This is a genomic window from Aeromonas sp. MR7, from assembly GCF_963899385.1.
GTDB lineage: Bacteria > Pseudomonadota > Gammaproteobacteria > Enterobacterales > Aeromonadaceae > Aeromonas > Aeromonas bestiarum.
The window spans coordinates 1303140-1325647 of record NZ_CAWQXH010000011.1 but is presented as its reverse complement, the minus strand read 5'-3'; the positions used below and the strand labels follow the sequence as shown (position 1 = coordinate 1325647).

Genomic DNA, 22508 nt, shown 5'->3' with positions numbered 1-22508 from the left:
GGGATATCAGTTCCTACCTGATGGATTACTATAACTGGCGGCGTCCACATCAACACAATGATGGGATACCGCCAGCAGAGGCCGAGAATCGGCTTAACTGTGTGTCCGGATTTAGTTGACCACTACAGTCAACTGGTAACGACAGGATACTGCATAGGTCTTAAACTGTTGAGAAGATGTGAAATTATATCTTCATCACTTTAAGAGAACAGCCTAGGTCTAGATGATCGTCAGCTATGGCTTAGCGATAGGAGGCGATTGTTATAGCTCCTCATAGCTAATTGGTAAGTAGATACAATAACTACCTCGTTCACTCCCACCATTCCCAGCTTGCTTATGTATAGCTAAATACTGTCAATTATCTCAAGTTTCTGTATATAAACACAGTATCTTGTGGTTTTGCAATGAGTACCTGAGAAAGGGGGGGAATCATGCCACGTGGTTGGTGCCGACCTGTTGTCACCGCCTGCCTATATAAGGAGAGGCGATGAGCATCAAAGCTATCCCCGAGGGTTATCTGGTCGATATCCGCCCGCAGGGGAGGGAGGGCAAGCGGATCCGCAAGTGCTTCAAGACCAAGTCCGAGGCTCAGCAGTTCGAACGCTGGGTGATCGCCATCGAATAAGATGGGTCGTTACTTCTTCTTTCTAAACCGATGTCTTAACAGCTTTGACTAGGTTCTCAGGAAAATGTATTGTATGGCTGATCTTTAGCATTCTTTTTTATTTCCAGTGTGTTTGCATGGGATAAAAATGGATTGAATTATATTAACATGAAATTATGTTGGTCTAAAATGGAATACAGGCGCGAAATAGATGGCCTTAGAGCTATCGCAGTTCTTCCGGTAATATTGTTCCATGCTGGCTTTGAAACCTTTGGTGGTGGTTTTGTTGGTGTTGATATTTTCTTTGTGATTAGCGGGTTTCTAATTACGACTATTATTTCTGAAGAATCAAAAACAGGTCGATTTTCGATAGTTAATTTTTATGAACGAAGGGCTAGGCGGATTTTTCCTGCATTATTTCTAGTCATGGGTATTTGTATCATATCGGCTTGGTTTTTGTTTTTGCCTGGTGATATGAAAGAGTTCGCCGATAGTATAACGGCAGTTTCATTGTTTTTGTCAAATTTTTTATTTTGGTACCAAAGCGGATATTTTGATACTGTTGCTGAGATGAAACCAATGCTTCATACATGGAGCTTGGCTGTAGAAGAACAGTTCTATGTCATTTTTCCATTGCTTTTCATTTTGTTCATGAAACTAGGAAAGCAGTATGTGTTAACTGTGTTATCGATTCTGTTTTTTGCAAGCCTAGGTTTTGCCCAGTGGGTATCCATAACTAATCCTGAAATGGCGTTCTATTTTTTACCCGCAAGAGGTTGGGAGCTATTACTGGGATCTTTGATATCACTATTTTTATATCGAGTCAAAATTCGTAATCGCATAGCCAATGAATGTGGCACCGGCTTGGGATTGTTGCTTATACTGTACTCAATATTTTTCTACAGTAAAATAACGCCATTTCCTGGCGTTTATGCATTAGCACCTACCATCGGTGCTGGGTTAATAATTGTTTTTGCAACGCAAAAAACAATGCTAGGCCAAATAATTGGCAATAAGCTTTTCATGCGTATTGGGGCTATCAGCTATAGTGCATATCTGTGGCACCAGCCGCTGTTTGTGTTTGCAAGATACATGACCTTAAATGAGCCAAGTAAGGCCATGTTTGCAACACTGTCTGTTGTTACCTTTGCTCTTGCATATCTAAGTTGGAAGTTTGTTGAACTGCCATTTCGTAATAAATATACAGTAAACAAGAGAGTGATCTTTTCTGGAAGTTTCTTGTTTTTATCCATTTTCATAGTCTTTGGCATATGGGGCAGGATGACGGATGGTTTTTCAAATCGAGTAGACAGATCTTTCGGTGGAGATATTGGGCATTTATTATTTCATCAATATATTGATGAAAATTATTTCGACTGTGAACCGAAAGTAATAGCTGAGCAGGCATTGTCATGGAATGGATTCTTACGTTGTAAACAGTCCAAGGAGGGGGTGCCTGATGTCGTGCTTCTTGGTGATAGTCACGCTGAGCATTTATTTATTGGTCTTGCTGAGGTTAAGTCTAATAGTAATGTCGCTTTTTATATCAAGAGTGATAAACCATATATTGAAAATCCAGAGTTCGCTACTATATTCAATGAGCTGATCAGCAATAAAAAGCATCAGAAGGTTATTCTTACAATGAACTATATGGGTCGATTAAAATGGGATGTTGAAGGCCTTTATGATGGTTTCTCTGGAACGATCAAAACGTTATTGAATGCAGGAAAGGAAGTTTACATTTTAGGCGACATTCCGAAATATAATAAAGATGCACAAATCTGCGCGTATGCAAAAAATTCAGTAGAGGCTGTTTCTTACTGTTATCTATATGTGGATTCGGTTGAGTATCAAAGAGATATGTATGGAGCGGTATTGACTAAGCTCAGTAAGGATTATCATGTGCCATACATTGACATATATAGCCCACTCTGTACGGAAACAAAATGTGGAATGATCAAGAATAACAATGTTTTATATCGAGATGATAACCATCTTAATATCCTTGGTAGTGAGCTAATTGGACGCTACGTAGCTGAAAAGCTGGATTTGTAGATTATTAGGTGCGCTGGTATCTGAGCTCTGTATGAAGGGGTTGAACAAGCCCCCGTGTTGATTAGATGACAGGAGGAGACTACAGACAGCTGGCTCCTCCTGTCATTGAGTGTCTCAATGTTTACCATCCCTGTTACGCCTATAATTCTCTGCTTTACATGTATATCGTCGCTTCAGTTAAACACTGCTAATTATCATAATGTACGGTATAAAATACCAGTATTTTGATGGAGGATGGTGAGAGTGAATGAGCTGGGGCTGGGAACCGTGCTACGGTGTTGGTTCAGGAAAATGGATATATCAGGAGGGACAATGGGCATCAAGTCCACTCCCGAGGGTTATCTGATCGATATCCGCCCGCTGGGGAGGGAGGGAAAGCGGATCCGCAAGTGCTTCAAGACTAAGTCCGAGGCCCAGCAGTTTGAGCGCTGGATATTGCCACCGAGCACAATAAAGAGTGGGTTGATCGCCCGGCAGATAACTGGCTGCTTTCTGAGCTTATCAAACTCTGGTGGCGTTACCACTGCCAGACCCTGAAAGCAGGGGAAGCGGTGCGCAAGAAACCCCGCGATATAGATGCCGCGTTGCACCATCCGTTGGCTCGGCAGGTGACCCGTGCTTGGTTTTCCGAGTATCGGGTACAGCGACTGCATGCTGGCCGTCAGTCAAAGATGGTCAACCGTGAGCAAGAGATGCTGAGCGGGGCTCGGTACTCATTGCTCTCGGTCATGACCACCATGAACATCTGCTCAAAGAGATGAAGAAGGTCAAGCTGGTTGAGCGGTCGATGGGTTATCTTACCCAAGAAGAGATCGGAGAAGTGCTTGCCGCGCTATCGGGGGATAATCTGAAGGTGGTCAAACTCTGCTTGGCCACGGGGGCGCGTTGGAGTGAAGCGGCCAATCTGCGCGGTGAGGATGTGCTGGCCGGCCGGGTGATCTACATCAACACCAAGAATGGCAAGAACCGCACCGTGCAGATCTCTGCCGAACTGACCAAATATATAACAAACGGGTGAACCGGGGCCCGCTGTTTCGTGGTCTCAACTATATGTTGGTGCGTGAGGTGATCAAGTCAGTAGCGCCTGATCTGCCAGCAGGGTAGGTGGTGCACGTGTTTTGGTACACTTTTGCATCACATTTCATGATGTCAGGGGGTAACATCCTCGCGTTGCAAAAATTTTGGGCCATCGCAACATCCAACAGACTATGACCTATGCCCATTTTGTTCCGGATTACCTGAGCGATGCCATGCGCTTCAACCCGCTAGAAAATCCGTTGCCCACCGCATGACAAAGAGCCCTAAACAGGGTCATCTGGAGTGACTAAGCGTCACTTGCTGTAGTGCATAATTCATTGATTTAAGCGTAAGTAATTGTTTTTGGTATACATACCAAGGCGGCTCAGGCCTCCTTTTTTGTTGCCCGTCTTTTGCTGCTCGTCATTTTTACGTCCTGTTATTGCGCTCACCCATTGCTCTTTATCCCTGCAACATGTTGTCTTCATATGCCAACAAACCAGCATTCTTTACCCATATTTGATGAACGTAGAGGGCAGGGCAGGCTGCTTGCCTGATAACAAAATGATTTCTAGGGAGAAAAGCCCGCCATAACTATGGTCAGCCAAGGGGCTTTTTTTGTATTATTCCCCTCTTGACCTTATTTAGCCTAACAGGCTCCTGTTTCGGGAGTGGTGACGAGGAAGACATGCAACAGCTTGAAGAAGTAGTCGGCCAGGCCAAGGCCGAGATTGAGGGCGTCAATGACGTTGCGACCCTCGACGAGATCCGGGTCAAATATCTGGGTAAAAAAGGCTTTTTTACCGAGCAGATGAAGACATTGGGCGCCTTGTCCGCCGAAGAGCGTCCCGCTGCGGGCGCCGTGATCAACCAGGCCAAGCAGCAGGTTCAGGATGCCCTGAACGCACGCCGTGATGCACTGGTGGAGCAGGAGCTGAACCAGAAGCTGGCTGCCGAGACCATCGACATCAGCCTGCCGGGCCGTCGTATCGAGAACGGTGGTCTGCACCCCGTGACTCGCACCGTCGAGCGCATCGAGCGGCTGTTTGGCGAGATGGGTTTCAAAGTGGAACGCGGTCCCGAGATTGAAGATGGCTTCCACAACTTCGATGCGCTGAATATTCCGGCTCATCACCCGGCGCGTACCGATCACGATACCTTCTACTTCAATCCCGATCTGATGCTGCGTACTCACACCTCGGGTGTGCAGATCCGCACCATGCAGCAGCAACAGCCGCCAATTCGCATCATAGCGCCGGGCCGTGTCTATCGTAACGACTACGACATGACCCACACGCCTATGTTCCATCAGGTTGAAGGCCTGCTGGTTGACGAGCATGCCAGCTTTACCGAGCTGAAAGGGATACTGCACGACTTCCTGCGCAACTACTTCGAGGAAGATCTCACCATACGTTTCCGTCCTTCCTACTTCCCGTTCACCGAGCCGAGCGCCGAAGTGGATGTCATGGGCAAGAACGGCAAGTGGCTGGAAGTGCTGGGCTGCGGCATGGTGCACCCGAACGTGCTGCGTTCGGTTGGCATCGATCCGGAAAAATACTCCGGCTTTGCCTTCGGCATGGGCGTTGAGCGCCTGACCATGCTGCGTTACGGGGTCAATGACCTGCGTGCCTTCTTCGAAAACGATCTGCGCTTCCTCAAGCAGTTCAAGTAAGGGCGAGAGAACATGAAATTCAGTAAATCCTGGGTGATGGAGTGGGTCCGCACCGAGTTGAGTGACAACGCACTGGCCGAGCAGATCACCATGGCCGGCCTGGAAGTGGACGCCGTGGAAGCGGTGGCTGGCCAGTTCAACAACGTGGTGGTCGGTGAAGTGGTCGAGTGCGCCCAGCATCCGGACGCCGACAAGCTGCGAGTGACCAAGGTCAACGTGGGCGAGGCCGAGCTGCTGGACATCGTCTGTGGCGCGCCGAACTGCCGCCAGGGCCTGAAAGTGTGCGTGGCCAAAGTAGGGGCGACCCTGCCGGGTGATTTCACCATCAAGAAGGCCAAGCTGCGTGGCCAACCGTCTCACGGCATGCTCTGCTCCTTCAGCGAGCTGGGTATCGAAGTGGAAGCGGACGGCATCATAGAGCTGCCGGCCGATGCCCCCATCGGCACTGACATTCGCGACTACCTCAATCTCAATGACGTGGCGATCGACGTGGATCTGACCCCGAACCGGGCCGATTGCCTCGGAATCGCGGGTCTTGCCCGCGAGATCGGCGTGCTCAACAGCGTCGACGTGGTCGAGCCGAGCTGGACACCGGCTGCTGCCACCATAGACGCGACCTTCCCGATCCGGGTCGAGGCAAGCGCCGACTGCCCGCGTTATCTGGGCCGCGTCATCAAGGGGCTGAACCTGCAAGCGCAGAGCCCGCTCTGGATGCAGGAGAAGCTGCGCCGTGGCGGCATCCGCTCCATCGACGCCATCGTCGACATCACCAACTTCCTGCTGCTGGAATACGGTCAGCCGATGCATGCCTTCGACCTGGCCAAGCTGGAAGGGGAACTGGTGGTGCGCCGTGCCAAGGCCGATGAGCCCATGACCCTGCTGGACGGCAACGAAGTGAAGCTCAAAGACAACACGCTCGTCATTGCCGATGCCAAGGGCCCTGCCTGCATGGCCGGTATCTTCGGTGGCGATCGCACCGGCGTGTCCGAGTCCACCACCGATATCCTGCTGGAGTGCGCCTTCTTTGCGCCGCTCTCCATCACGGGTCGTGCCCGTGCCTACGGTCTGCACACCGACTCTTCCCACCGCTTCGAGCGCGGGGTGGATCCCGAGCTGCAAGCCAAGGTGATGGACAGAGCCACCCGTCTGCTGCTGGATATTTGCGGCGGCGAAGCAGGTCCGGTCATCGAGGTCAAATCCGATGCCCATCTGCCCAAGGCTGCCCCGATCAAACTGCGTCGCACCAAGCTCGACAAGGTGATCGGCATCAGCGTAGGCGATGCCCAGGTGGTCGAGATCCTGACCCGCCTCGGCATGCAGGTCACTGTGGATGCTGACGGCTGGACCGCGCTGGCGCCCTCCTGGCGTTTTGACATCGCCATCGAGGAAGACCTCATCGAGGAAGTGGCCCGCATCTACGGCTACAACAACATCCCGAACCTGAAACCGGCCGCCTCTCTGGCCATGGTTGAGCAGGCTGAAGGGCAGGTGACCCTCAAGCGGGTACGCGACCTGCTGGTTGATCGCGGCTTCCAGGAAGCGATCACCTACAGCTTCGTGGATCCCAAGGCGCAGCAACTGCTCTATCCGCAGAGCGATGCCATCGTGCTGCCGAACCCTATTTCGGTCGAGATGTCCGCCATGCGGGTGTCGCTGTTCCCGGGTCTGGTGCAGGCGGTGGTCTACAACCAGAACCGTCAGCAGGCGCGGGTGCGTCTGTTCGAGCAGGGCCTGCGTTTCATAAAGGACGAGAGTGCCGAAAACGGCATCCGTCAGGAGCCCATGCTGGCCGGCATTATCACCGGCAATCAGAGCGACGAGCACTGGGACATCAAGAACCGCGGTAGCGACTTCTTTGATTTGAAAGGGGATCTGGAAGCGGTATTGGATCTGACCGCCGAAGGGGCCACCTTCAGCTTCGAGCGTACCGAGCACAGTGCCCTGCACCCGGGCCAGAGCGCAGCCATCTTGCGCAACGGCGTGGTCATCGGCCACATCGGCGTGATCCACCCGAGCCTCGAGAAGAAGCTGGGTCTCAAGAGTCGCGCCGTCATGTTTGAACTGGAGCTGGACAAGCTGACCCCTGCCAAGGTGCCGGTTGCAGCCGAGGTTTCTCGCTTCCCTGCCAACCGTCGCGACATTGCCGTGGTGGTCGATGTTGCGGTTCTGGCCGGCGATGTCCTCGCAGTAATTAAAAAAGTTGGCGGAAATCAGGTAGTTGGAATAAACTTGTTTGACGTATACCAGGGTGCTGGTATGGCAGAGGACAAGAAGAGCCTGGCCATCAGTCTTGTATTGCAAGACACCCAGCGCACTCTGGAGGAGAAAGAGATTGCCGAGACCGTAGACAATGTCGTGCGGGCCCTTGGTGAAGAGTTGAATGCATCCTTGAGGGATTGATCTATGGCGCTTACCAAAGCCGACATTGCAGAGCACCTGTTCACCCAGCTGGGGATGAGCAAGCGTGAAGCCAAAGATATGGTGGAAGCCTTCTTTGAGGAAATCAGACAGGCGCTTGAGCGTGGTGAACAAGTCAAGATTTCAGGCTTCGGTAACTTTGACCTTCGTGAGAAGAATCAGCGTCCTGGACGTAATCCCAAGACGGGCGAAGATATTCCTATCAGCGCCCGTCGGGTGGTGACCTTCCGGCCTGGCCAGAAACTCAAGGCCAGGGTAGAAAATGTTGAACCCAACGAGTGACAAAAAGCCAGGCAACCGCCTGGCTTTTACTTTTGCATGATAAAAACCCGCCTTTTACTCACACTGTTGCTGGCCATGCCGGTGCAGGCCATGACCCTGCCTCTGTCACCGGCTACCCAGGCTTATGCCGACGCGCTCAAACCGCTGACCATCTGCTATCCGGCCCTGATCCGGCCGCCCTATCTCGAAGAGTCGGGGGGCTTGCTGATCGATCAGCTGGAGCGGCTGGCCGAGCAACTGCCGGTGCCACTGCTGCACGAAAAATTGCCAAACTGGTCCGCAGTGCAGCAGGGGCTGCTGGCAGGGCGCTGCGATCTCATCCCCTATGTCGGCCCCTCACTGCAGGCATTGCCGGGCATGGCCCTGAGCCGCGCCCTGCTGGAGGCCGAATCCGCCATCCTCTATCGCGGCGAGCTGGAACGCGCCACCTTTCTGGTGGCGCCCGTCTGGCAGGCGAGCGAGGCGCTCAAGTCGCTCTACCCCCATGCGACCCAGCTTGTCCTGACCGATGCCGACAACTGGTATGCGGCTTTGGTGGCCGGCAAGGGGACAGCCTATCTCGGTGATTACCTGCAACTGCGCTACCTGATGCGCGAATACCCGGATGAGGGGTTGCGGCTGCGCCGGCTGCGCAGCGATGAACTGGTGATCAGCTACCGCATTATGATGCGGGACAAGCCCGAGCTCAGGGAGTTGATCGATACGGCGATCCGCTACATGCCCCCCGGCAGCCTCTACAAGGATCTGGATCGCTATCTGGAACAGGGAGAGCAGGACATCAACCCGCTGCACTTCACCGATGAGGAGCAGGGCTGGCTGGTCGGTACCTCCCGCACCATCAAGCTGGTGGTGGATCCTGCGCTTATGCCCTATAGCGGCATCGACGGCAAGGGGCAGCTCAAGGGCTGGAGTGCCGATGTGCTGCGCCGGGTGAGCCTGCAGACCGGACTGAACTTCCATGTGGTGCCCGCCAGGGACAGGGAGGAGGCACTGGCCAAGCTGCGCAGTGGCGAGGCGGACATGATGGCAGGCCTGCTGGAGACCCCGGCCCTGACCCGAGAGTTCGACTTCACCCGCATCATGGTCGTGAGTCGTTACGCCCTGGTCAGCCGCAAGTCCCACTCGTTCGATCGGCTGGAGGCGCTCAAAGGGGAGGTGGTGGTGCCCGCCAGCCTCTATGACCCCGACATACTGGCACGTTTCGGCCAGCATGGGTGGCGCAAGAGTGAGACGCTTGAGTCGGGCATTGCACAGGTGCAGGCAGGCAAGGCCGATGCCATGCTGGCCGAGTTGTATCAGCTGCAGTATCCGCTGCGCAACAACCGGCTCGATGGCCTGGACATCAAGGAGTTGCCGATTCGCTTCGGGCTCGGCTTTGCCATAGGTTCCCGCAGCCCAAGACTGGCGGGGGTGATGGAACAGAGTCTGATGACCCTCACCGGCAGGCAGAACGATGAACTCAACCAGCGCTGGCGCCAGCTGGTGCTGACCCAGCAGGCAGGCGTCAGTTACGGTATCTGGCTGGGATCCGTATTGCTGGCGCTGCTGATCAGCGCCGGCGTCATCTGGCTGATCTGGCGCTCCCGCCAGCAGCTGGCGCGGGAGGTGAGTCAGCGTCAGGAGATGGAGCAGACACTGGCGCTGGAGAGCCAGTTCAGGGAGTCTCTGTTCCAGGCGCTGCCGGTACCTGTCTTCCTGCGGGACAATCAGGGGGAGATCATCAAGCGCAACAAGCAGGCCAAACGGCTGGAGGCCCGTTATCTGGCCGAGCTCAGCCTGCCATCGTCCCAGGTGCAGGGGGCGGAAGGAACCTTGTCCCTCGGAGATCAGGTGTTCTCCTACGCCCAGATCCCGCTGCAACTGGGCAAGCAGACACAGGCCGGGGATCTGATCGCGCTGTCCGATATCAGCGCCCTGCGCGAGCGCACCCGCTTGCTGCGCCAGGCCGAGCGTCGCCTGCGTGCCCTCACCAATACGGTGCCCGGGGTCGTCATTCAGTTCATCCTGCAGCAGGGCGGTACAGCGCAGGTCGAGTTCATCAGCCGCGGCAGTTACGAGCTGCTGGGGCTGGCCAGCCAGCAGATCCGCCGCGATCCCGACAGCGCGCTCAGCCGGCTGCTGCATCAGGACAGGCGCGAGATGCGGCTGCCCATGCTGGCCATGTTGCAGGCGGGGCAGCCCTTCTCCTACGCGCTGCGCTATGCCCACCCGGACAAGGGGACGCGGTGGCTGCAGTTCTATGGTCGGGGTCGCAGCCAGCCGGAAGGGGGGTGGCGCGTTTACGGTGTGGTGCAGGATGTGACCGCCCGAGTCGAGCAGGAACATGCCTTGCAGGCTTCCCATGAGCGGGCCGAGCAGGCCGTGCTGGCCAAGGGGCGCTTTCTTGCGGCGGTGAGCCACGAGATCCGTACCCCCATGAATGCCATCCTGGGGCTGCTGGAGTGGCTCGATCACACCCCACTGTCGGCGGAGCAGCGCTCTGCGCTCTCCCATGTCAGACAGGCGGGGGACGAGCTGCTCGGCCTGCTCAACGATGTGCTCGATTTCAGTCGCAACGAGAACCGGCAGCTGGCGCTCTCTCCCCAGCCGACCGATCTGGTGGATTTGTGCGAGCACGTGGCGGCGGTGCACTGGTCCAAGGCCCGCTCCAAGCGGTTGCAACTGCGGCTGGATATCGATCATCGCCTGCCCGCACAGGTGGAGCTGGATCCCCACAGGGTGCAGCAGGTGCTGCATAACCTGCTCGCCAACGCCATCAAGTTCAGCCCCGTCGGTGAGGTGGTGCTGTGGGCCCGCCGTGAAGATAACCGCCTGCTGTGCGGTGTGGATGATGAAGGGCCCGGCATCAGTAACGATCTGCTGCCTCGCCTGTTCCTGCCCTTCGAACAGGGAGGAGAGGAGGGCCAGCCCAGGGCTCAGGGCACAGGACTGGGGCTGGCCATCAGCCGTCAGCTGATGGAGCAGATGGGCGGCGAGATCCGGGTCGAGCCGCGTCCCCTCGGGGGCAGCCGCTTCACCTGCACCTTGCCGTTGGTGCTGCTGCACGAGGCGCCGCGCTGGCAACCGAGAGTGACCAGCGTCAACATCCAGTTGAACGATACGGAGCGTGCCTATCTCATGCCCTGGCTTGGCGAGCTCGGCCTGAGGGAGGATCCCGCCGGTCCCCTGCTGCGCGCCGCCGAAGATGAACAGGGCCTGCGTTACTGGGACTGGCAGGGCGAGCCCTGGGTGCCAGGCGCTGTGGTCAGCCTGTTGCAGCCCAGGCTGGTGTCCTCTGCCGAGGAGGCGATGAGCCTGCCGGGACAGGGGATGCGGGTGCTGCTGGTCGAAGATCACGAGGTGAATCGGGTGTTGATCAGCATGCAACTGACCCAGCTAGGTGCCCAGGTACTGAGTGCGGCCAATGGCCAGCTGGCGCTCGACATCTTGCAGCACGAGACGGTGGATCTGGTGTTGACCGATCTGCAGATGCCGGTGATGGATGGGGCCCAGCTGTGTCAGCAGTTGCGTGATTCGGCGCGCTGGCAGCATCTGCCGGCCTACGTGATCACCGCCGATCTCAGCGAGCAGGCGGCGCAGCGACTGGCCAGCTGCGGTTGCCGGGGACATCTGGACAAGCCCCTGCTGCTTAAGGATCTGGCCAACTTGCTGCGCAGCCTGCCGACCTCAGCTGACACACTCACCTCGCAGCCCAAGGCACCAGAGGAGAGCCTGGCGCCGGAATGGCTGGACCAGATGCTGCCGCTGCTGAGCGCTGAGCTTGTCACCCTCTATCTGGAGGCCACTCGCCAGGATCTGGCCGACATTGAGCACTGCATCACACAAGGGGATGAGATGGCGCTCGATGCGGCTTTACACAAGGTGAAGGGGGCCGCCAAAATGGTGGGGGCCACCCCGCTTATCCAGGTGATCGAGCAGTGGCAACGGGATCCACGGCAACCCCTGATATCCCCGCTGCGGCACGCTCTGGATGAAGTGTGCCGGCGATTGGGTGAGAGAGTCTGACATGATCATCACAGATGAAGAGTTATTGGCGTTGCTGGATCCGGAAGAGACGCAAGAGCGTTTCTTCTACCCAGTGACCATCTATGCGCTGGATGGGGTCGCCTATCGGGCGGCCCAGGCGGTCAGCCTGCCCGAATTTGCGACCCTGCGCCGCACCAAACCCGATGCCTGCTGGCACTGGGAGGGGTTGTTTGCCGCCGGTGCCATTGCCCTGTTTGATCCTGCCTCGCACGCTGGCGCCGACTATCTGCCGCAACTGATGGCGCAGGGGGAGGGCATCTATCGGCTCTCGGATGACTGGCTGGCTGGCGTGCATGGCCGTTACCAGCAGTGGCAACACTGGCTGGCCGGGATGCGGATCTTGTTGCTGGAGGACCATCCGTTTCAGGGGGCCCACATTCAGCAGGAGATCCAGGGATTGGGGCTCTCCTGTCAATGGGTGCAGGATGGCAATACCTGTATCCAGGCGCTGGCGGAGGGGAAGGTCACACTGCTCATCAGCGATCTCAGTCTGGTGGAGCAGGATGCCATCAGCCTGTTGATGAGCCAGCCCCAGTACCAGCAAAGCGGCTTGCCCATCATATTGCTGTCGGCGCACGATCAGACCCTGATAGACGGTGCCCGGCGCCTGCTGCATGACGCCGGTTTCAACGTGGTGGCGGCCCTGGCCAAGCCCCTGTTGACCGACGATCTGCTGCGCTTGCTCAAGGTGCTTTATCTGGGGCCCCAGCGGCAACAGCGGCTCAGTGGCCAGCGCCGTACCATTCGTACCTGGCAGGGGGAGGAGAAGGGGCTGCTGGGGCTTATCTCGGATCCCCCCTCCAGGCTGCCCGTCTGGCTGGCGGTGACCGGTTTGCCACCACGCTGGGAGCTGGTACGGGAGTGGCTGGGCAGGCAGGGGCGAGACGCCGGCGAGCTGACCCTGGTCATTCACCGTCGCGACCATCTGCTCAGTCAGGCGGAGCGGTTTGCCCTGGTGTTGCAGGCCAGTCTGGCCGGCGCCAGGCTCGCCTTGCTGCTCGACAGCGATCAGCATATGCCGTTCGATCTGCTGGAGCGGATGCCCCTGCAGCACCTGCTGCTGGGGCAGAGTCTGCTGCCCGGGCTGGAGGCCATGACGCCGGACTCCCTGCTGGGGCGCTTCATCAACCGGGCCAGGGAGCTCGGCATCGCCCTCTATCTGGATGACCCCTTCAACCTGCTCGATAACGAGTTGTGGCGCGATCGCGGCATGACGGGGCGCTGGTAACCCGTGCCTCGCTATCTCTGCTGGCCTCCCGACGAGGCGCGCTTGCGCCGCAGTCTGGCCGGCTGGCTGCATCCCACCTCGCGGGCATCCTTGCCGCTGATGATGGAAGTGGGGGGCGTTCCCTGCCGGCTGCAAGAGCTGGCGGGGGCCGATCCCGAATCTATCAAGGCGGCTTATGAGGCGTTGAGCGAGCAGAGCATTTACTTGCGTTTCATGCGGGCCAAGCAGCCCCCCACCGCCGATCAGCTCGCCTTCTTTCTCGATTACCCCAGAGCGTCCCAGATAGGCTTGCTGCTCACCGATGGTCTGGGGCGGCCGCTGGCCCAGGCCCAGTCCATCCGGCGGCGGCTGCACCCGGATCGGGCCGAGTTCTCCTGCCTGGTAGCGGATCACTTCCAGCACAGGGGGGCGGGGCGGCGCATCCTGCTGGCACTGGCGCTGCTGGCGCGCGCCGAAGGCATTCGGGAGTGGACGGCCGAGGTGCTGGCCCAGAATCGCCCCATGCTGGCACTCCTGCGCGGGCTGGGGCTGCCGCTCACCCTGGTGACGGGGCGGGAGCTGGTGTTTGTCCGGCTCGATCTGAGCGTGCTCGATACCCTGTGACGGGGGTATCCTAATAAGACCAAGGGCGAATAGGCCTGTTTTTCACCCTGTGCTAAGGTCAGCCTTGTATGCGGACAGAGGGAATCCATCATGGTGCAGTCAGCTAAACACATCGTCATCCTTACCGGCGCCGGGATCTCTGCCGAATCCGGCATCAAGACCTTCCGGGCCTGCGACGGTCTGTGGGAAGAGCACAAGGTGGAGGATGTGGCGACCCCGGAAGGGTACGCGCGGGATCCCGCCCTGGTGCAAGGCTTCTACAACTCGCGCCGCCATCAGCTGCAACAACCGCAGATCCACCCCAACCCGGCCCACTATGCGCTGGCTCGCCTCGAACGCCTGCTGCCGGGCACAGTCACCCTGGTGACCCAGAATATCGACAACCTGCACGAGTGTGCGGGCAGCAAGAACCTCATCCACATGCACGGGGAGCTGCTCAAGGCCCGCTGTCCCGAGTCGGGCCAGGTGATCGAGTGGCGCGGCGATCTGCATCAGGATGAGCTCTGCTCCTGCTGCCAGTTTCCCCAGCCACTGCGCCCGCATGTAGTCTGGTTTGGCGAGATGCCGCTGGGGCTGGATCGCATCTACGGCGCACTGGCCCAGTGCGACCTCTTCATCTCCATCGGTACCTCGGGTGCCGTCTATCCCGCCGCCGGTTTCGTGCATGAGGCCGGGTTGAACGGTGCTCATACCATAGAGCTCAATCTGGAACCGAGCGAGGTGGGCAGCCAGTTTGACGAGAAACGCTATGGACCTGCCTCCCTGCTGGTGCCCGCCTTCGTTGACGAGTTGCTGCAACGCTGCGGTGTGCATCAACCCAAACAGATAGACGGTCACAACTGGATGGAGATGCGCGGATCCTGAGCAACTGTGCCATGTCACAGTTGCAATGACTTGGTGAAATCGCCACACTGGCAACCCAAATATGGGACGCAGTTGGCGCAAATCATCATGACCACAGTGAAGCAATGGATCGCTTTTTTCCTCCTGATGCTGGCCAGCGCCAGCACATTGGCATCTCCCCCCCTGATGACGCTGGTGCTGCCCAACGGCAAGCAGCTCATGCTCGATGACGCGGCGCTGGCCGCCCTGCCACAAACCGAGTTCACCACCACCACGCCCTGGACTCAGGGCTCGCACCATTATCGTGGTCCGACCCTGGCGGCCGTACTCGCGGCGCAGGGAATTCTGAGTGCCAGCAAGATTGCCGTCTCGGCCCTCAACGGCTATCAGCAGGTGGTGGACCTGGCCCTGTTTGACGGTGTGCCCCTGACTCTGGTGCGCCACGAGGATGACAAGCCGCTGACCCGGCGCAACAAGGGGCCGCTCTGGCTGCTGATCCCGTTTTCCAGCCACCCCAAGCTGGACATTCCCCCCATTCATAACTGCATGGTCTGGCAGGTGACCCGCATCGAGATCATCGACTGATGGGTCGTCAGCGCCATAACCTGCTGCTGGTCTCGATCACCTTGCTGTTTCTGTTCTCCTCGGGTTGCGGGCTCTATCTGCAACACCGCCAGGAGCAGCTGGTCGATACCTTCTATCGCAACATCCACTGGAACATCAGCCAGGTGATGCTGGAGTCCCAGCGTTTCCTCTATGAGTTGCGTCTCTATCGGGCCGGGCAACTGGAGATGGAGACCCTGAGCCTCAATTACGATCTGTTGTGGAACCGGCTGGATATCTTCCTTATCAGCAGTGAAACCGCCGAGGCGCGTGAGCGTCACGGGCTGGGCAAGGCGTTGGCCGGGCTGTTCGAACAGATAAAGCGGCTCGAACCCCAGATACAGGCCGGGCAACTGCGAGAAGGGGCCGAGCTCGAACAACTGCAGAGCCAGATTGCCGAGCAGACCCACCAGATTGAGCAGATTGGCGATCAGATCCTCTCCGGCCAGGAGCGGGAAGCTTCGGTCAACCAGATCCGCAGCAGCCTGTTCTGGCTGCAGATCTGGCAACTGATCCTGCTGGTGACCGGTGGTGTGCTGGTGTTTGCCCTCATTCGTGCCAACTTGCAGAACCGGCGTCTCTCCCTGCTCGATCCCCTGACCCGGCTCGGCAATCGCCGCGCCTTGCAGGAACAGTTGGCACGCTCGCTGGACTCTTCCCATGCCCTGGCGCTGGTGGTGCTCGATCTGAAACGCTTCAAACAGGTCAACGATCTGCTCGGCTATCAGGTGGGAGACAGATTGCTGCAAACGGTGGCGGACAAACTGCAGCAAGCCCATGGTGGTCATGCCTACCGGTTGGGTGGGGATGAGTTTGCGGTGATCCTGACCGCCGGGCGGGAGAGCATGGCGGCGCAGATCCAGGCGTTGATGAGCCTGCTTCATTTCGAGTTTGTGACCCGGGAGAGCAGTTTCGAACTGGCGTGCCGGTTGGGGGTTGCCCAGGTGCAGGAGGAACCGGATCCCAAACGGCTGCTGGATCAGGCCATTTTGGCTCTCAATCAGGCCAAGCGCGATGCCGATGGGGATCTCGCCTGGTTCGAGCCCGGGATGCAGCTGCAGTTGCAACTGACCCAGCGTCAGCTGCACCAGTTGCGGGACTGGCTGGCAAACGTGGCGCCTTCCCCTCTGGTGGTCGATACCCATCGGTTCGGCAGCGAGAGCGGCGCTGCGGTGACAGGTTTGTCATTGCGCTGGCAGGAGACGCTGACGCCCTGCGAGATGGGCTGGTTGCAGGAGGGCGGCATACTGGGGCCCGTGATCGCGCGGCTGCTGCAAGAGCATGATCAGCCTGCCGGCGGTGAGCCGCAGCCACTGCTGATCGCGCTCACGCATCAGGCTCAGCTGGCCCATGTGCTGGCCTATCTGCCCGCGTTGGCCCATGTCGAACCCATACTGCTGCTGCCAAGCCTGCAGCAGGATGCCGCCCTGCTGGCCAAGCTGAACCAGTGCGCCTGTACCCTGGCGCTCCGAGACATTGGCAGCAGTACGCCGGACTTGCTGGCGGCGGGCTGGCCACTGCGTTATTGGCTGCCGGTGGCGTCGGCGCACGCCGGTCTGCTGGCGCCGCTGGCGCAGCGACTGGGCGTGATACGCCTGGCCCCGATTGCGCAGGCTGAGCGGCAGCAGGCCTGACTGGCAGCAATAAAAAGGGCGACCCAGGGGTCGCCCTTTTTGCATGATGTGTTTAGAAAATCAGGGAGCGGGGAAGGGGGCGCAGGATTGTCTGATCACCAAGTCAGGATCGACAGTGATCAGGTGATTATCCACCGCCACACCGTTGATCCGCGCCAGCAGCCGGGTGACGGCGAGGCGACCCAGCTCCTCCTTGGGCTGATTGATGGTGGTGAGCGGCGGTGACAGGTATTGCGCCAGCGCCACATTGTCATAGCCGACGATGGAGAGATCCTGCGGTATGTTCAAGCCCGCCTGATGGGCGGCACTGATGGCCCCCATGGCCATCATGTCGTTGAAGATGAAGAGGGCGCTCGGCCGTTTGGGTTGGGCCAGCAGCCGCTGCATGGCACTGAAACCACTGGCGCAGTCAAAGTCGCCCTCCTGGATCCAGGCCGGATTGATGGGCAGCCCCGCTTCCTGCATCGCCTGTTCGAAGCCGGACTGGCGCTGATTGGCGGGGGCGCGGCTGTGGGGACCCGTGATGCAGCCTATGTCGGTGTGACCTAGCGCCAGCAGGTGGCGAGTGGCCAGGTAGCCGCCGCGATGGGAGTTGTCGGCGATGAGATCCACGTCCTTGCTCTCCATGCCCCAGTCCATCACCACCACCGGCAGGCTCTTGAGCCAGTCGAGCTGGTTGAACACCTCCTGCTGCCCCTCGCTGCACATGATAAGCAGGCCGTCGACCCGCTTGCGCAGCATCATCTTGAGGTAGGAGAGGGCGGTTTCGGCCTGCCCCTCTGTGTTGCCCAGCATCAGGTTGTAGCCCTGCTCGAAGCAGTAGCGCTCCACCCCGCGCACCACCTCGGCGAAGAAGGGGTTGCTGGAGGTGGTGACCAGCATGCCGATGCTGTTGGTCTCCTTCACCTTGAGGCTGCGGGCCACCAGGCTGGGGGCATAGTTGAGATCGCGCATGGCGGCGAAGACCCGCTCCCGGGTCTCCTCGGCCACGAAGCGGGTCTCGTTGATGACGTGGGAAACTGTGGTGGTAGAGACCTGGGCCCGCGCCGCCACCTCCTTGATATTGGCCATCAGTGCCCCTGCGCAGTCTGGGCTAGCAGGAAGGTCTCGACCTCCTGCTTGCTCGGGATCGAGCTCTGGGCGCCGAACTTGGTGACAGAGAGCGCGGCCGCACCGTGGGCAAAGCGCACCGCGGCCTTGAAATCGGCGCCGGCCAGCTCGGCGGCCAGCAGGGCACCGTTGAAGGTGTCGCCTGCGGCCGTGGTGTCCACTGCCTCGACCCGAAAGCCCGGGATCAGTTGCTGCTGCCGGGCGTTGCTGCAATAGACCCCTTGGGAGCCCAGGGTGATCATCACATCGCTGATCCCCATCTGGTGGAAGCGGGCCGCCGCCTGAGCCGCGCTGGCCTCGTCGGTCACCTTGACGCCGGTCAGCAGCTCGGCTTCGGTCTGGTTGGGGGTGATGAGATCCACCAGCGCCAGCAGTTCGCTAGAGAGCGGCTGGGCGGGCGCCGGATTGAGCACCACCCGGGTGCCGTGGGCACGAGCCAGTCTGGCGGCTTCAAACACGCTCTCCAGCGGCACTTCCAGCTGCAACAGCAGGGTGTGGGCATCGGTAATCAGGGTTTCATGGCGCTTGACCATGGCAGGGGAGAGGGCGCCATTGGCTTCGGCGGAGATGCCTATGCTGTTCTCCCCCTCGTCGCTCACATAGATGATGGCGATGCCGGTGGGAAGCTGCTCGTCGAGCTCCACCGCGCTGACGTCTATGCCGTCCTGGGCAAAGCCCTGGCGCATCTGCTGGCCGATGGCGTCATCGCCGATGCGGGCGATAAAGGCGACGGGGGCGCCGAGGCGCGCGGCGGCAACCGCCTGATTGGCGCCTTTGCCACCGGGGACGACTTGATAGCTGTGGCCGGTCAGGGTTTCACCGGGGCGAGGAAAGTGGGGAACGCGCAGCACATGGTCTGCATTGACACTGCCCAGAACAACGAGACGATTCATTCTTATCACCCTTGATTTGGAACATCTTGGCTTGAGTGGGCCCAAGCCAAGCGGCACGATTAATCGAAGACAGGAGGTAAAGGGGGAGGCGAACCTCCCCCCGTCAGCTTACTTGCTGACCACTTGCAGCGGGACCGGAATGGATTTTTCCACCGGCTGGCCCTTGAGCACCTTGTCGGCGGTTTCCACGCCGATGGCACCGATCAGCGCCGGCTGCTGGGCCACGGTGGCGGCCAGTTTACCCTTGGCCACGGCGGCCTTGCCATCGTCAGTGCCGTCGAAACCGACGATCATCACCTCTTTGCCGGCGGCTTGCACGGCGCGGATGGCACCCAGCGCCATCTCGTCGTTCTGGGCGAACACGGCCTGCACGGTCGGGTGGGCGGCCAGCAGGTTCTCCATGACGTTCAGACCCTTGGTGCGGTCAAAGTCGGCGGGCTGGGAGGCCAGCACTTCCAGCTTGTTGGCGGCCACGGCCAGGGCGAAACCTTCGCCACGGTCGCGGGCAGCCGAGGTACCGGCGATCCCTTCCAGCTGAATGACCTTGGCACCTGCCCCCAGTTTCTGGGTGATGAAATCACCGGCCAGCTTGCCGCCGGCCACGTTGTCGGAGGCGATGTGGGCCTTGACGTCACCCTGGGCCGCGCCGCGGTCCAGGGTCAGCACTGGGATGTTGGCCTTGTTGGCCAGGCGGATGGCGTTGCCCACTGCCTCGGAATCGGTCGGGTTGATCAGGATGGCATTGACCTTGCGTACGGTGAGATCTTCCATGTTGGAGAGCTCCTTGGCCGGGTCATTCTGGGAGTCCAGCACCACCAGCTCGTAGCCAAGCTCCTTGGCCTTGGCTTCGGCCCCCTCTTTCATGGTGACGAAGAAGGGGTTGTTGAGGGTGGAGACCACCATGGCCAGAGTGTGATCGGCGGCCTGGGCGGTGCCCAGCACGGACATGATGGCGGCAGCGAGCAGGGTATTGAGCTTTTTCATCATTTCATTCCTTGTGTGTGCTTACTTGCTTTTGTTATCGATCATCACGGCGAGCAAGATCACGCTGGCCTTGGCGATCATCTGGTAATAGGACGAGACGTCGAGCAGGTTGAGGGCATTGTTGAGGAAGCCGATGATGAGAGCCCCGATCAGGGTTCCCATGATGCGGCCCTTGCCCCCCATCAGACTGGTACCCCCCAGCACCACGGCGGCGATGGCATCCAGCTCGTACCCCATGCCGGCGGTCGGCTGGGCCGAGGAGAGGCGGGAGGTGACGATGAGCCCGGCCAGTGCCGACAGCATGCCGCACAGACCATACACCGCCAGCTTCACCCTGGCCACATTGATGCCGGAGAGGCGGGTGGCCGACTCGTTGCCGCCCAGGGCGTAGATGTAACGGCCGAGGCGGGTGTGGTTGAGCATGAACCAGGCCAGCAGGAAGACGATGGCCATCAGCCAGATGGGCACAGGCAGGCCGAGCAGGTAGCCGGTACCCAGCCAGGCGAAGTGATCGGCGCCGTCACTGAAACCGGTGGAGATGGGACGTCCCTCGGTATAGACCATGGTCACGCCGCGCAGGGCCGTCATGGTCACCAGGGTGGCGATGAAGGCCTGTACCTTGCCCTTGGCGATGATGAGACCGCTGACGCCGCCGAGCAGGGCACCGGCTCCCAGGGTGAGGGGCACCACCAGCCAGATGGGCAGCTCCATGGCCACCATGGTTGCCGCCAGGGCGCCGCACAGGGCCAGCACGGAGCCGACCGAGAGATCGATGCCGGCGGTGAGGATGACCAGCGTCATGCCGACCGCAATTATGGCGTTGACCGAGGTCTGGCGCAGTATGTTGAGCAGGTTGTCGGCGGTGAAGAAGTTGGGGCTTAAGGCCGAGACCACGCCGATCAGCACCAGGAGGGCGACCAGGGATTTGTTCTCGATCCACCAGGCCTTGCTCATGATGCCGCGGCGGGGAAGGGTTTGGGTTGTCATTGGGAGGCCTCTTGCTCTGATTGCCACTGTTTACCGACTGCCGCCGCCATCAGTTTCTCCTGATTGGCGTCTGCGGACATGAATTCTGCGCTGATGCGCCCTTCGTGCATCACCATGATGCGATCGCTCATGCCGAGCACTTCCGGCATCTCGGAGGAGACCAGGATGATGCTCATCCCCTCCTTCTTGAACTGGTTGATGAGCTGGTAGATCTCCTTCTTGGCCCCCACGTCGACGCCGCGGGTCGGCTCATCCAGGATCAACACCTTGGGCCGTGTTAGCAGTCCCTTGGCGATGGCGACCTTCTGTTGGTTGCCGCCGGAGAGCAGTTTTATCAGCTGATCCTGACTCGGGGTCTTGATGTTGAACAGCCGCACATAGTCGCTCACCGCCTGACGTTCGGCCTTGCCGTCAATCTTGCCGTGGCGGATGAACTCGCCGAGGGCGCACAGACTCATGTTTTCGCGCACCGACAGCTCCAGCACTAGGCCATCGCCCTTGCGATCCTCTGAGATGTAGGCGATACCGGATGCCAGCCCATCGGCGGGGCTGCGCGGCACCATGACCTTGCCATCGACTTCGACCGCACCTGCGCTGATGGGGCTGGCGCCGTAGATAAGCTTCATCAGCTCGGTACGGCCGGAACCCATCAGGCCGCTGAAACCCAGAATTTCCCCCTGACGCAGGGAGAAGCTCACCCCGCGCACGCCGGGGCCGGCCAGATCTTTCACTTGCAGGCTGACGGGGCCGAGCTCTCGTTGCAGACGGGGATACTGCTCTTCCAGCCGCCGACCCACCATCATTTCGATGATCCTGTCTTCATCGAGCTCGTTCACCGCCTTCTCGCCGATCCACTTGCCATCGCGCAGCACGGTAACCCGGTCGCAGATCTGGAAGATCTCCTTGAGACGGTGGGAGATGTAGACGATGCCGCAGCCCTGCTGACGCAGCTCACGGATCACCACAAACAGCTGTTCGGTTTCGGTGTCGGTCAGTGCATCCGTGGGTTCATCCATGATGATGACGCTGGCATCGAACGACAGTGCCTTGGCGATCTCCACCATCTGCTGTTCGCCAATGGAGAGATCCCCGAGCCTTGTATCCGGCCCGTGTTTGACGCCGAGACGGGCCAGCAGGCCGCTGGCGCGCTCGCGCAGCTGGCGGTGGTCTATGCTGCCAAAACGGGTACGCGGTTCGCGGCCGAGGAAGATATTGGCGGCAATCGACAACTCAGGCAGCAGGTTCAGCTCCTGGTGGATGATGCTGATCCCCTGATCCTGGGAGTCGCGCGGGCCCTTGAAGTGGACCGGCTGGCCGCGATAACTGACGCTGCCCGCATCGGCCTGATAGATGCCGGTCAGCACCTTCATCAGGGTGGACTTGCCGGCGCCATTTTCGCCGAGCAGGGCCATCACCTGACCCGGATAGACCTTGAGGCCAGCCTCATCGAGGGCGCGTACACCGGGGAAGGTCTTGACGATCCCGGTGAGCTCCAGAATGGGCGAAATGGGCGAGGAGGAGGTTGTGCTCATTTGCAGCTTCCTTGAAG

The 22508-nt window shown here is 59.1% G+C and carries 19 protein-coding genes; 14 read left to right on the top strand and 5 right to left on the bottom strand.

What is annotated here, in order from left to right; translation table 11 throughout:
- Window positions 1-487 precede the first annotated feature (487 nt).
- The 14 genes from AACW87_RS10935 to AACW87_RS10875 all read left to right on the top strand — a co-directional run bounded on the left by AACW87_RS10935 (window position 488) and on the right by AACW87_RS10875 (window position 16985).
- Window positions 488-625, top strand: a complete 138-nt coding sequence (locus tag AACW87_RS10935) for a hypothetical protein (protein ID WP_241325005.1) — start codon at window positions 488-490, stop codon at window positions 623-625.
- A gap of 147 nt (window positions 626-772) precedes the next feature.
- Window positions 773-2659 (top strand): acyltransferase family protein, encoded by a 1887-nt coding sequence (locus AACW87_RS10930; protein ID WP_241325004.1) that lies wholly within the window; start codon window positions 773-775, stop codon window positions 2657-2659.
- 312 nt (window positions 2660-2971) lie between these two features.
- Window positions 2972-3196: a hypothetical protein gene (locus tag AACW87_RS10925; RefSeq protein ID WP_241325003.1), complete on the top strand. Its 225-nt coding sequence runs from the start codon at window positions 2972-2974 to the stop codon at window positions 3194-3196.
- Window positions 3088-3420 (top strand): phage integrase, encoded by a 333-nt coding sequence (locus AACW87_RS22620; protein ID WP_445206852.1) that lies wholly within the window; start codon window positions 3088-3090, stop codon window positions 3418-3420. The genes AACW87_RS10925 and AACW87_RS22620 overlap by 109 nt, the downstream gene beginning before the upstream one ends.
- Complete coding sequence (locus tag AACW87_RS10920; protein ID WP_241325002.1) at window positions 3417-3677, top strand: tyrosine-type recombinase/integrase; 261 nt, start codon at window positions 3417-3419, stop codon at window positions 3675-3677. The genes AACW87_RS22620 and AACW87_RS10920 overlap by 4 nt, the downstream gene beginning before the upstream one ends.
- A 687-nt stretch (window positions 3678-4364) precedes the next feature.
- Entirely contained in the window at window positions 4365-5348 is a 984-nt protein-coding gene (gene pheS / locus AACW87_RS10915; protein ID WP_042866463.1) for a phenylalanine--tRNA ligase subunit alpha, read from the top strand.
- Between the two features lie 12 nt (window positions 5349-5360).
- Window positions 5361-7748, top strand: a complete 2388-nt coding sequence (pheT, locus tag AACW87_RS10910; protein WP_241325001.1) for a phenylalanine--tRNA ligase subunit beta — start codon at window positions 5361-5363, stop codon at window positions 7746-7748.
- A gap of 3 nt (window positions 7749-7751) precedes the next feature.
- The gene (ihfA, locus tag AACW87_RS10905; RefSeq protein ID WP_005300715.1) at window positions 7752-8048 is read left to right on the top strand and encodes an integration host factor subunit alpha; all 297 of its coding nucleotides are present in this window, start codon (window positions 7752-7754) and stop codon (window positions 8046-8048) included.
- Window positions 8049-8084: 36 nt separating this feature from the next.
- The gene (locus tag AACW87_RS10900) at window positions 8085-12053 is read left to right on the top strand and encodes an ATP-binding protein (RefSeq protein WP_241325000.1); all 3969 of its coding nucleotides are present in this window, start codon (window positions 8085-8087) and stop codon (window positions 12051-12053) included.
- Window position 12054: 1 nt separating this feature from the next.
- Entirely contained in the window at window positions 12055-13302 is a 1248-nt protein-coding gene (locus AACW87_RS10895; protein ID WP_241324999.1) for a response regulator, read from the top strand.
- A gap of 3 nt (window positions 13303-13305) precedes the next feature.
- Window positions 13306-13905, top strand: coding sequence for a GNAT family N-acetyltransferase (locus AACW87_RS10890; protein ID WP_098984018.1), 600 nt, complete (start codon window positions 13306-13308; stop codon window positions 13903-13905).
- A 90-nt stretch (window positions 13906-13995) separates the two neighbouring features.
- The gene (gene cobB / locus AACW87_RS10885) at window positions 13996-14769 is read left to right on the top strand and encodes a Sir2 family NAD+-dependent deacetylase (protein WP_241324998.1); all 774 of its coding nucleotides are present in this window, start codon (window positions 13996-13998) and stop codon (window positions 14767-14769) included.
- An 87-nt stretch (window positions 14770-14856) separates the two neighbouring features.
- Window positions 14857-15333, top strand: coding sequence for a hypothetical protein (locus AACW87_RS10880; RefSeq protein WP_103470890.1), 477 nt, complete (start codon window positions 14857-14859; stop codon window positions 15331-15333).
- Window positions 15333-16985, top strand: coding sequence for a GGDEF domain-containing protein (locus AACW87_RS10875; protein WP_241324997.1), 1653 nt, complete (start codon window positions 15333-15335; stop codon window positions 16983-16985). Before AACW87_RS10880 ends, AACW87_RS10875 begins: the two co-directional genes overlap by 1 nt.
- Window positions 16986-17045: 60 nt before the next feature.
- On the opposite strand, the gene AACW87_RS10870 is transcribed toward AACW87_RS10875, so the two are convergent.
- The 5 genes from AACW87_RS10870 to rbsA form a co-directional block, all read right to left on the bottom strand.
- Window positions 17046-18056: a substrate-binding domain-containing protein gene (locus AACW87_RS10870; protein ID WP_241324996.1), complete on the bottom strand. Its 1011-nt coding sequence runs from the start codon at window positions 18054-18056 to the stop codon at window positions 17046-17048.
- Complete coding sequence (gene rbsK, locus AACW87_RS10865) at window positions 18056-18988, bottom strand: ribokinase (protein ID WP_241324995.1); 933 nt, start codon at window positions 18986-18988, stop codon at window positions 18056-18058. The genes AACW87_RS10870 and rbsK overlap by 1 nt, the downstream gene beginning before the upstream one ends.
- Before the next feature lie 108 nt (window positions 18989-19096).
- The gene (gene rbsB, locus AACW87_RS10860) at window positions 19097-19972 is read right to left on the bottom strand and encodes a ribose ABC transporter substrate-binding protein RbsB (RefSeq protein ID WP_043555794.1); all 876 of its coding nucleotides are present in this window, start codon (window positions 19970-19972) and stop codon (window positions 19097-19099) included.
- Window positions 19973-19993: 21 nt separating this feature from the next.
- A complete protein-coding gene (gene rbsC / locus AACW87_RS10855) occupies window positions 19994-20959 on the bottom strand; it encodes a ribose ABC transporter permease (RefSeq protein WP_241324994.1) in 966 nt (321 codons plus the stop codon).
- Window positions 20956-22491 carry a ribose ABC transporter ATP-binding protein RbsA gene (gene rbsA / locus AACW87_RS10850; RefSeq protein WP_241324993.1) on the bottom strand — a complete coding sequence of 512 codons (1536 nt, stop codon included), beginning with the start codon at window positions 22489-22491 and terminating at the stop codon, window positions 20956-20958. The genes rbsC and rbsA overlap by 4 nt, the downstream gene beginning before the upstream one ends.
- Window positions 22492-22508 lie beyond the last annotated feature (17 nt).

What these genes read in the sequence shown, in the direction of transcription:
- AACW87_RS10935 (WP_241325005.1), top strand. Translation starts at nt 488, where the DNA reads ATGAGCATCAAAGCTATCCCCGAGGGTTATCTGGTCGATATCCGCCCG.
- AACW87_RS10930 (WP_241325004.1), top strand. Translation starts at nt 773, where the DNA reads ATGAAATTATGTTGGTCTAAAATGGAATACAGGCGCGAAATAGATGGC.
- AACW87_RS10925 (WP_241325003.1), top strand. Translation starts at nt 2,972, where the DNA reads ATGGGCATCAAGTCCACTCCCGAGGGTTATCTGATCGATATCCGCCCG.
- AACW87_RS10920 (WP_241325002.1), top strand. Translation starts at nt 3,417, where the DNA reads ATGAAGAAGGTCAAGCTGGTTGAGCGGTCGATGGGTTATCTTACCCAA.
- pheS (WP_042866463.1), top strand. Translation starts at nt 4,365, where the DNA reads ATGCAACAGCTTGAAGAAGTAGTCGGCCAGGCCAAGGCCGAGATTGAG.
- pheT (WP_241325001.1), top strand. Translation starts at nt 5,361, where the DNA reads ATGAAATTCAGTAAATCCTGGGTGATGGAGTGGGTCCGCACCGAGTTG.
- ihfA (WP_005300715.1), top strand. Translation starts at nt 7,752, where the DNA reads ATGGCGCTTACCAAAGCCGACATTGCAGAGCACCTGTTCACCCAGCTG.
- AACW87_RS10900 (WP_241325000.1), top strand. Translation starts at nt 8,085, where the DNA reads ATGATAAAAACCCGCCTTTTACTCACACTGTTGCTGGCCATGCCGGTG.
- AACW87_RS10895 (WP_241324999.1), top strand. Translation starts at nt 12,055, where the DNA reads ATGATCATCACAGATGAAGAGTTATTGGCGTTGCTGGATCCGGAAGAG.
- cobB (WP_241324998.1), top strand. Translation starts at nt 13,996, where the DNA reads ATGGTGCAGTCAGCTAAACACATCGTCATCCTTACCGGCGCCGGGATC.
- AACW87_RS10880 (WP_103470890.1), top strand. Translation starts at nt 14,857, where the DNA reads ATGACCACAGTGAAGCAATGGATCGCTTTTTTCCTCCTGATGCTGGCC.
- AACW87_RS10875 (WP_241324997.1), top strand. Translation starts at nt 15,333, where the DNA reads ATGGGTCGTCAGCGCCATAACCTGCTGCTGGTCTCGATCACCTTGCTG.
- AACW87_RS10870 (WP_241324996.1), bottom strand. Translation starts at nt 18,056, where the DNA reads ATGGCCAATATCAAGGAGGTGGCGGCGCGGGCCCAGGTCTCTACCACC.
- rbsK (WP_241324995.1), bottom strand. Translation starts at nt 18,988, where the DNA reads ATGAATCGTCTCGTTGTTCTGGGCAGTGTCAATGCAGACCATGTGCTG.
- rbsB (WP_043555794.1), bottom strand. Translation starts at nt 19,972, where the DNA reads ATGAAAAAGCTCAATACCCTGCTCGCTGCCGCCATCATGTCCGTGCTG.
- rbsC (WP_241324994.1), bottom strand. Translation starts at nt 20,959, where the DNA reads ATGACAACCCAAACCCTTCCCCGCCGCGGCATCATGAGCAAGGCCTGG.
- rbsA (WP_241324993.1), bottom strand. Translation starts at nt 22,491, where the DNA reads ATGAGCACAACCTCCTCCTCGCCCATTTCGCCCATTCTGGAGCTCACC.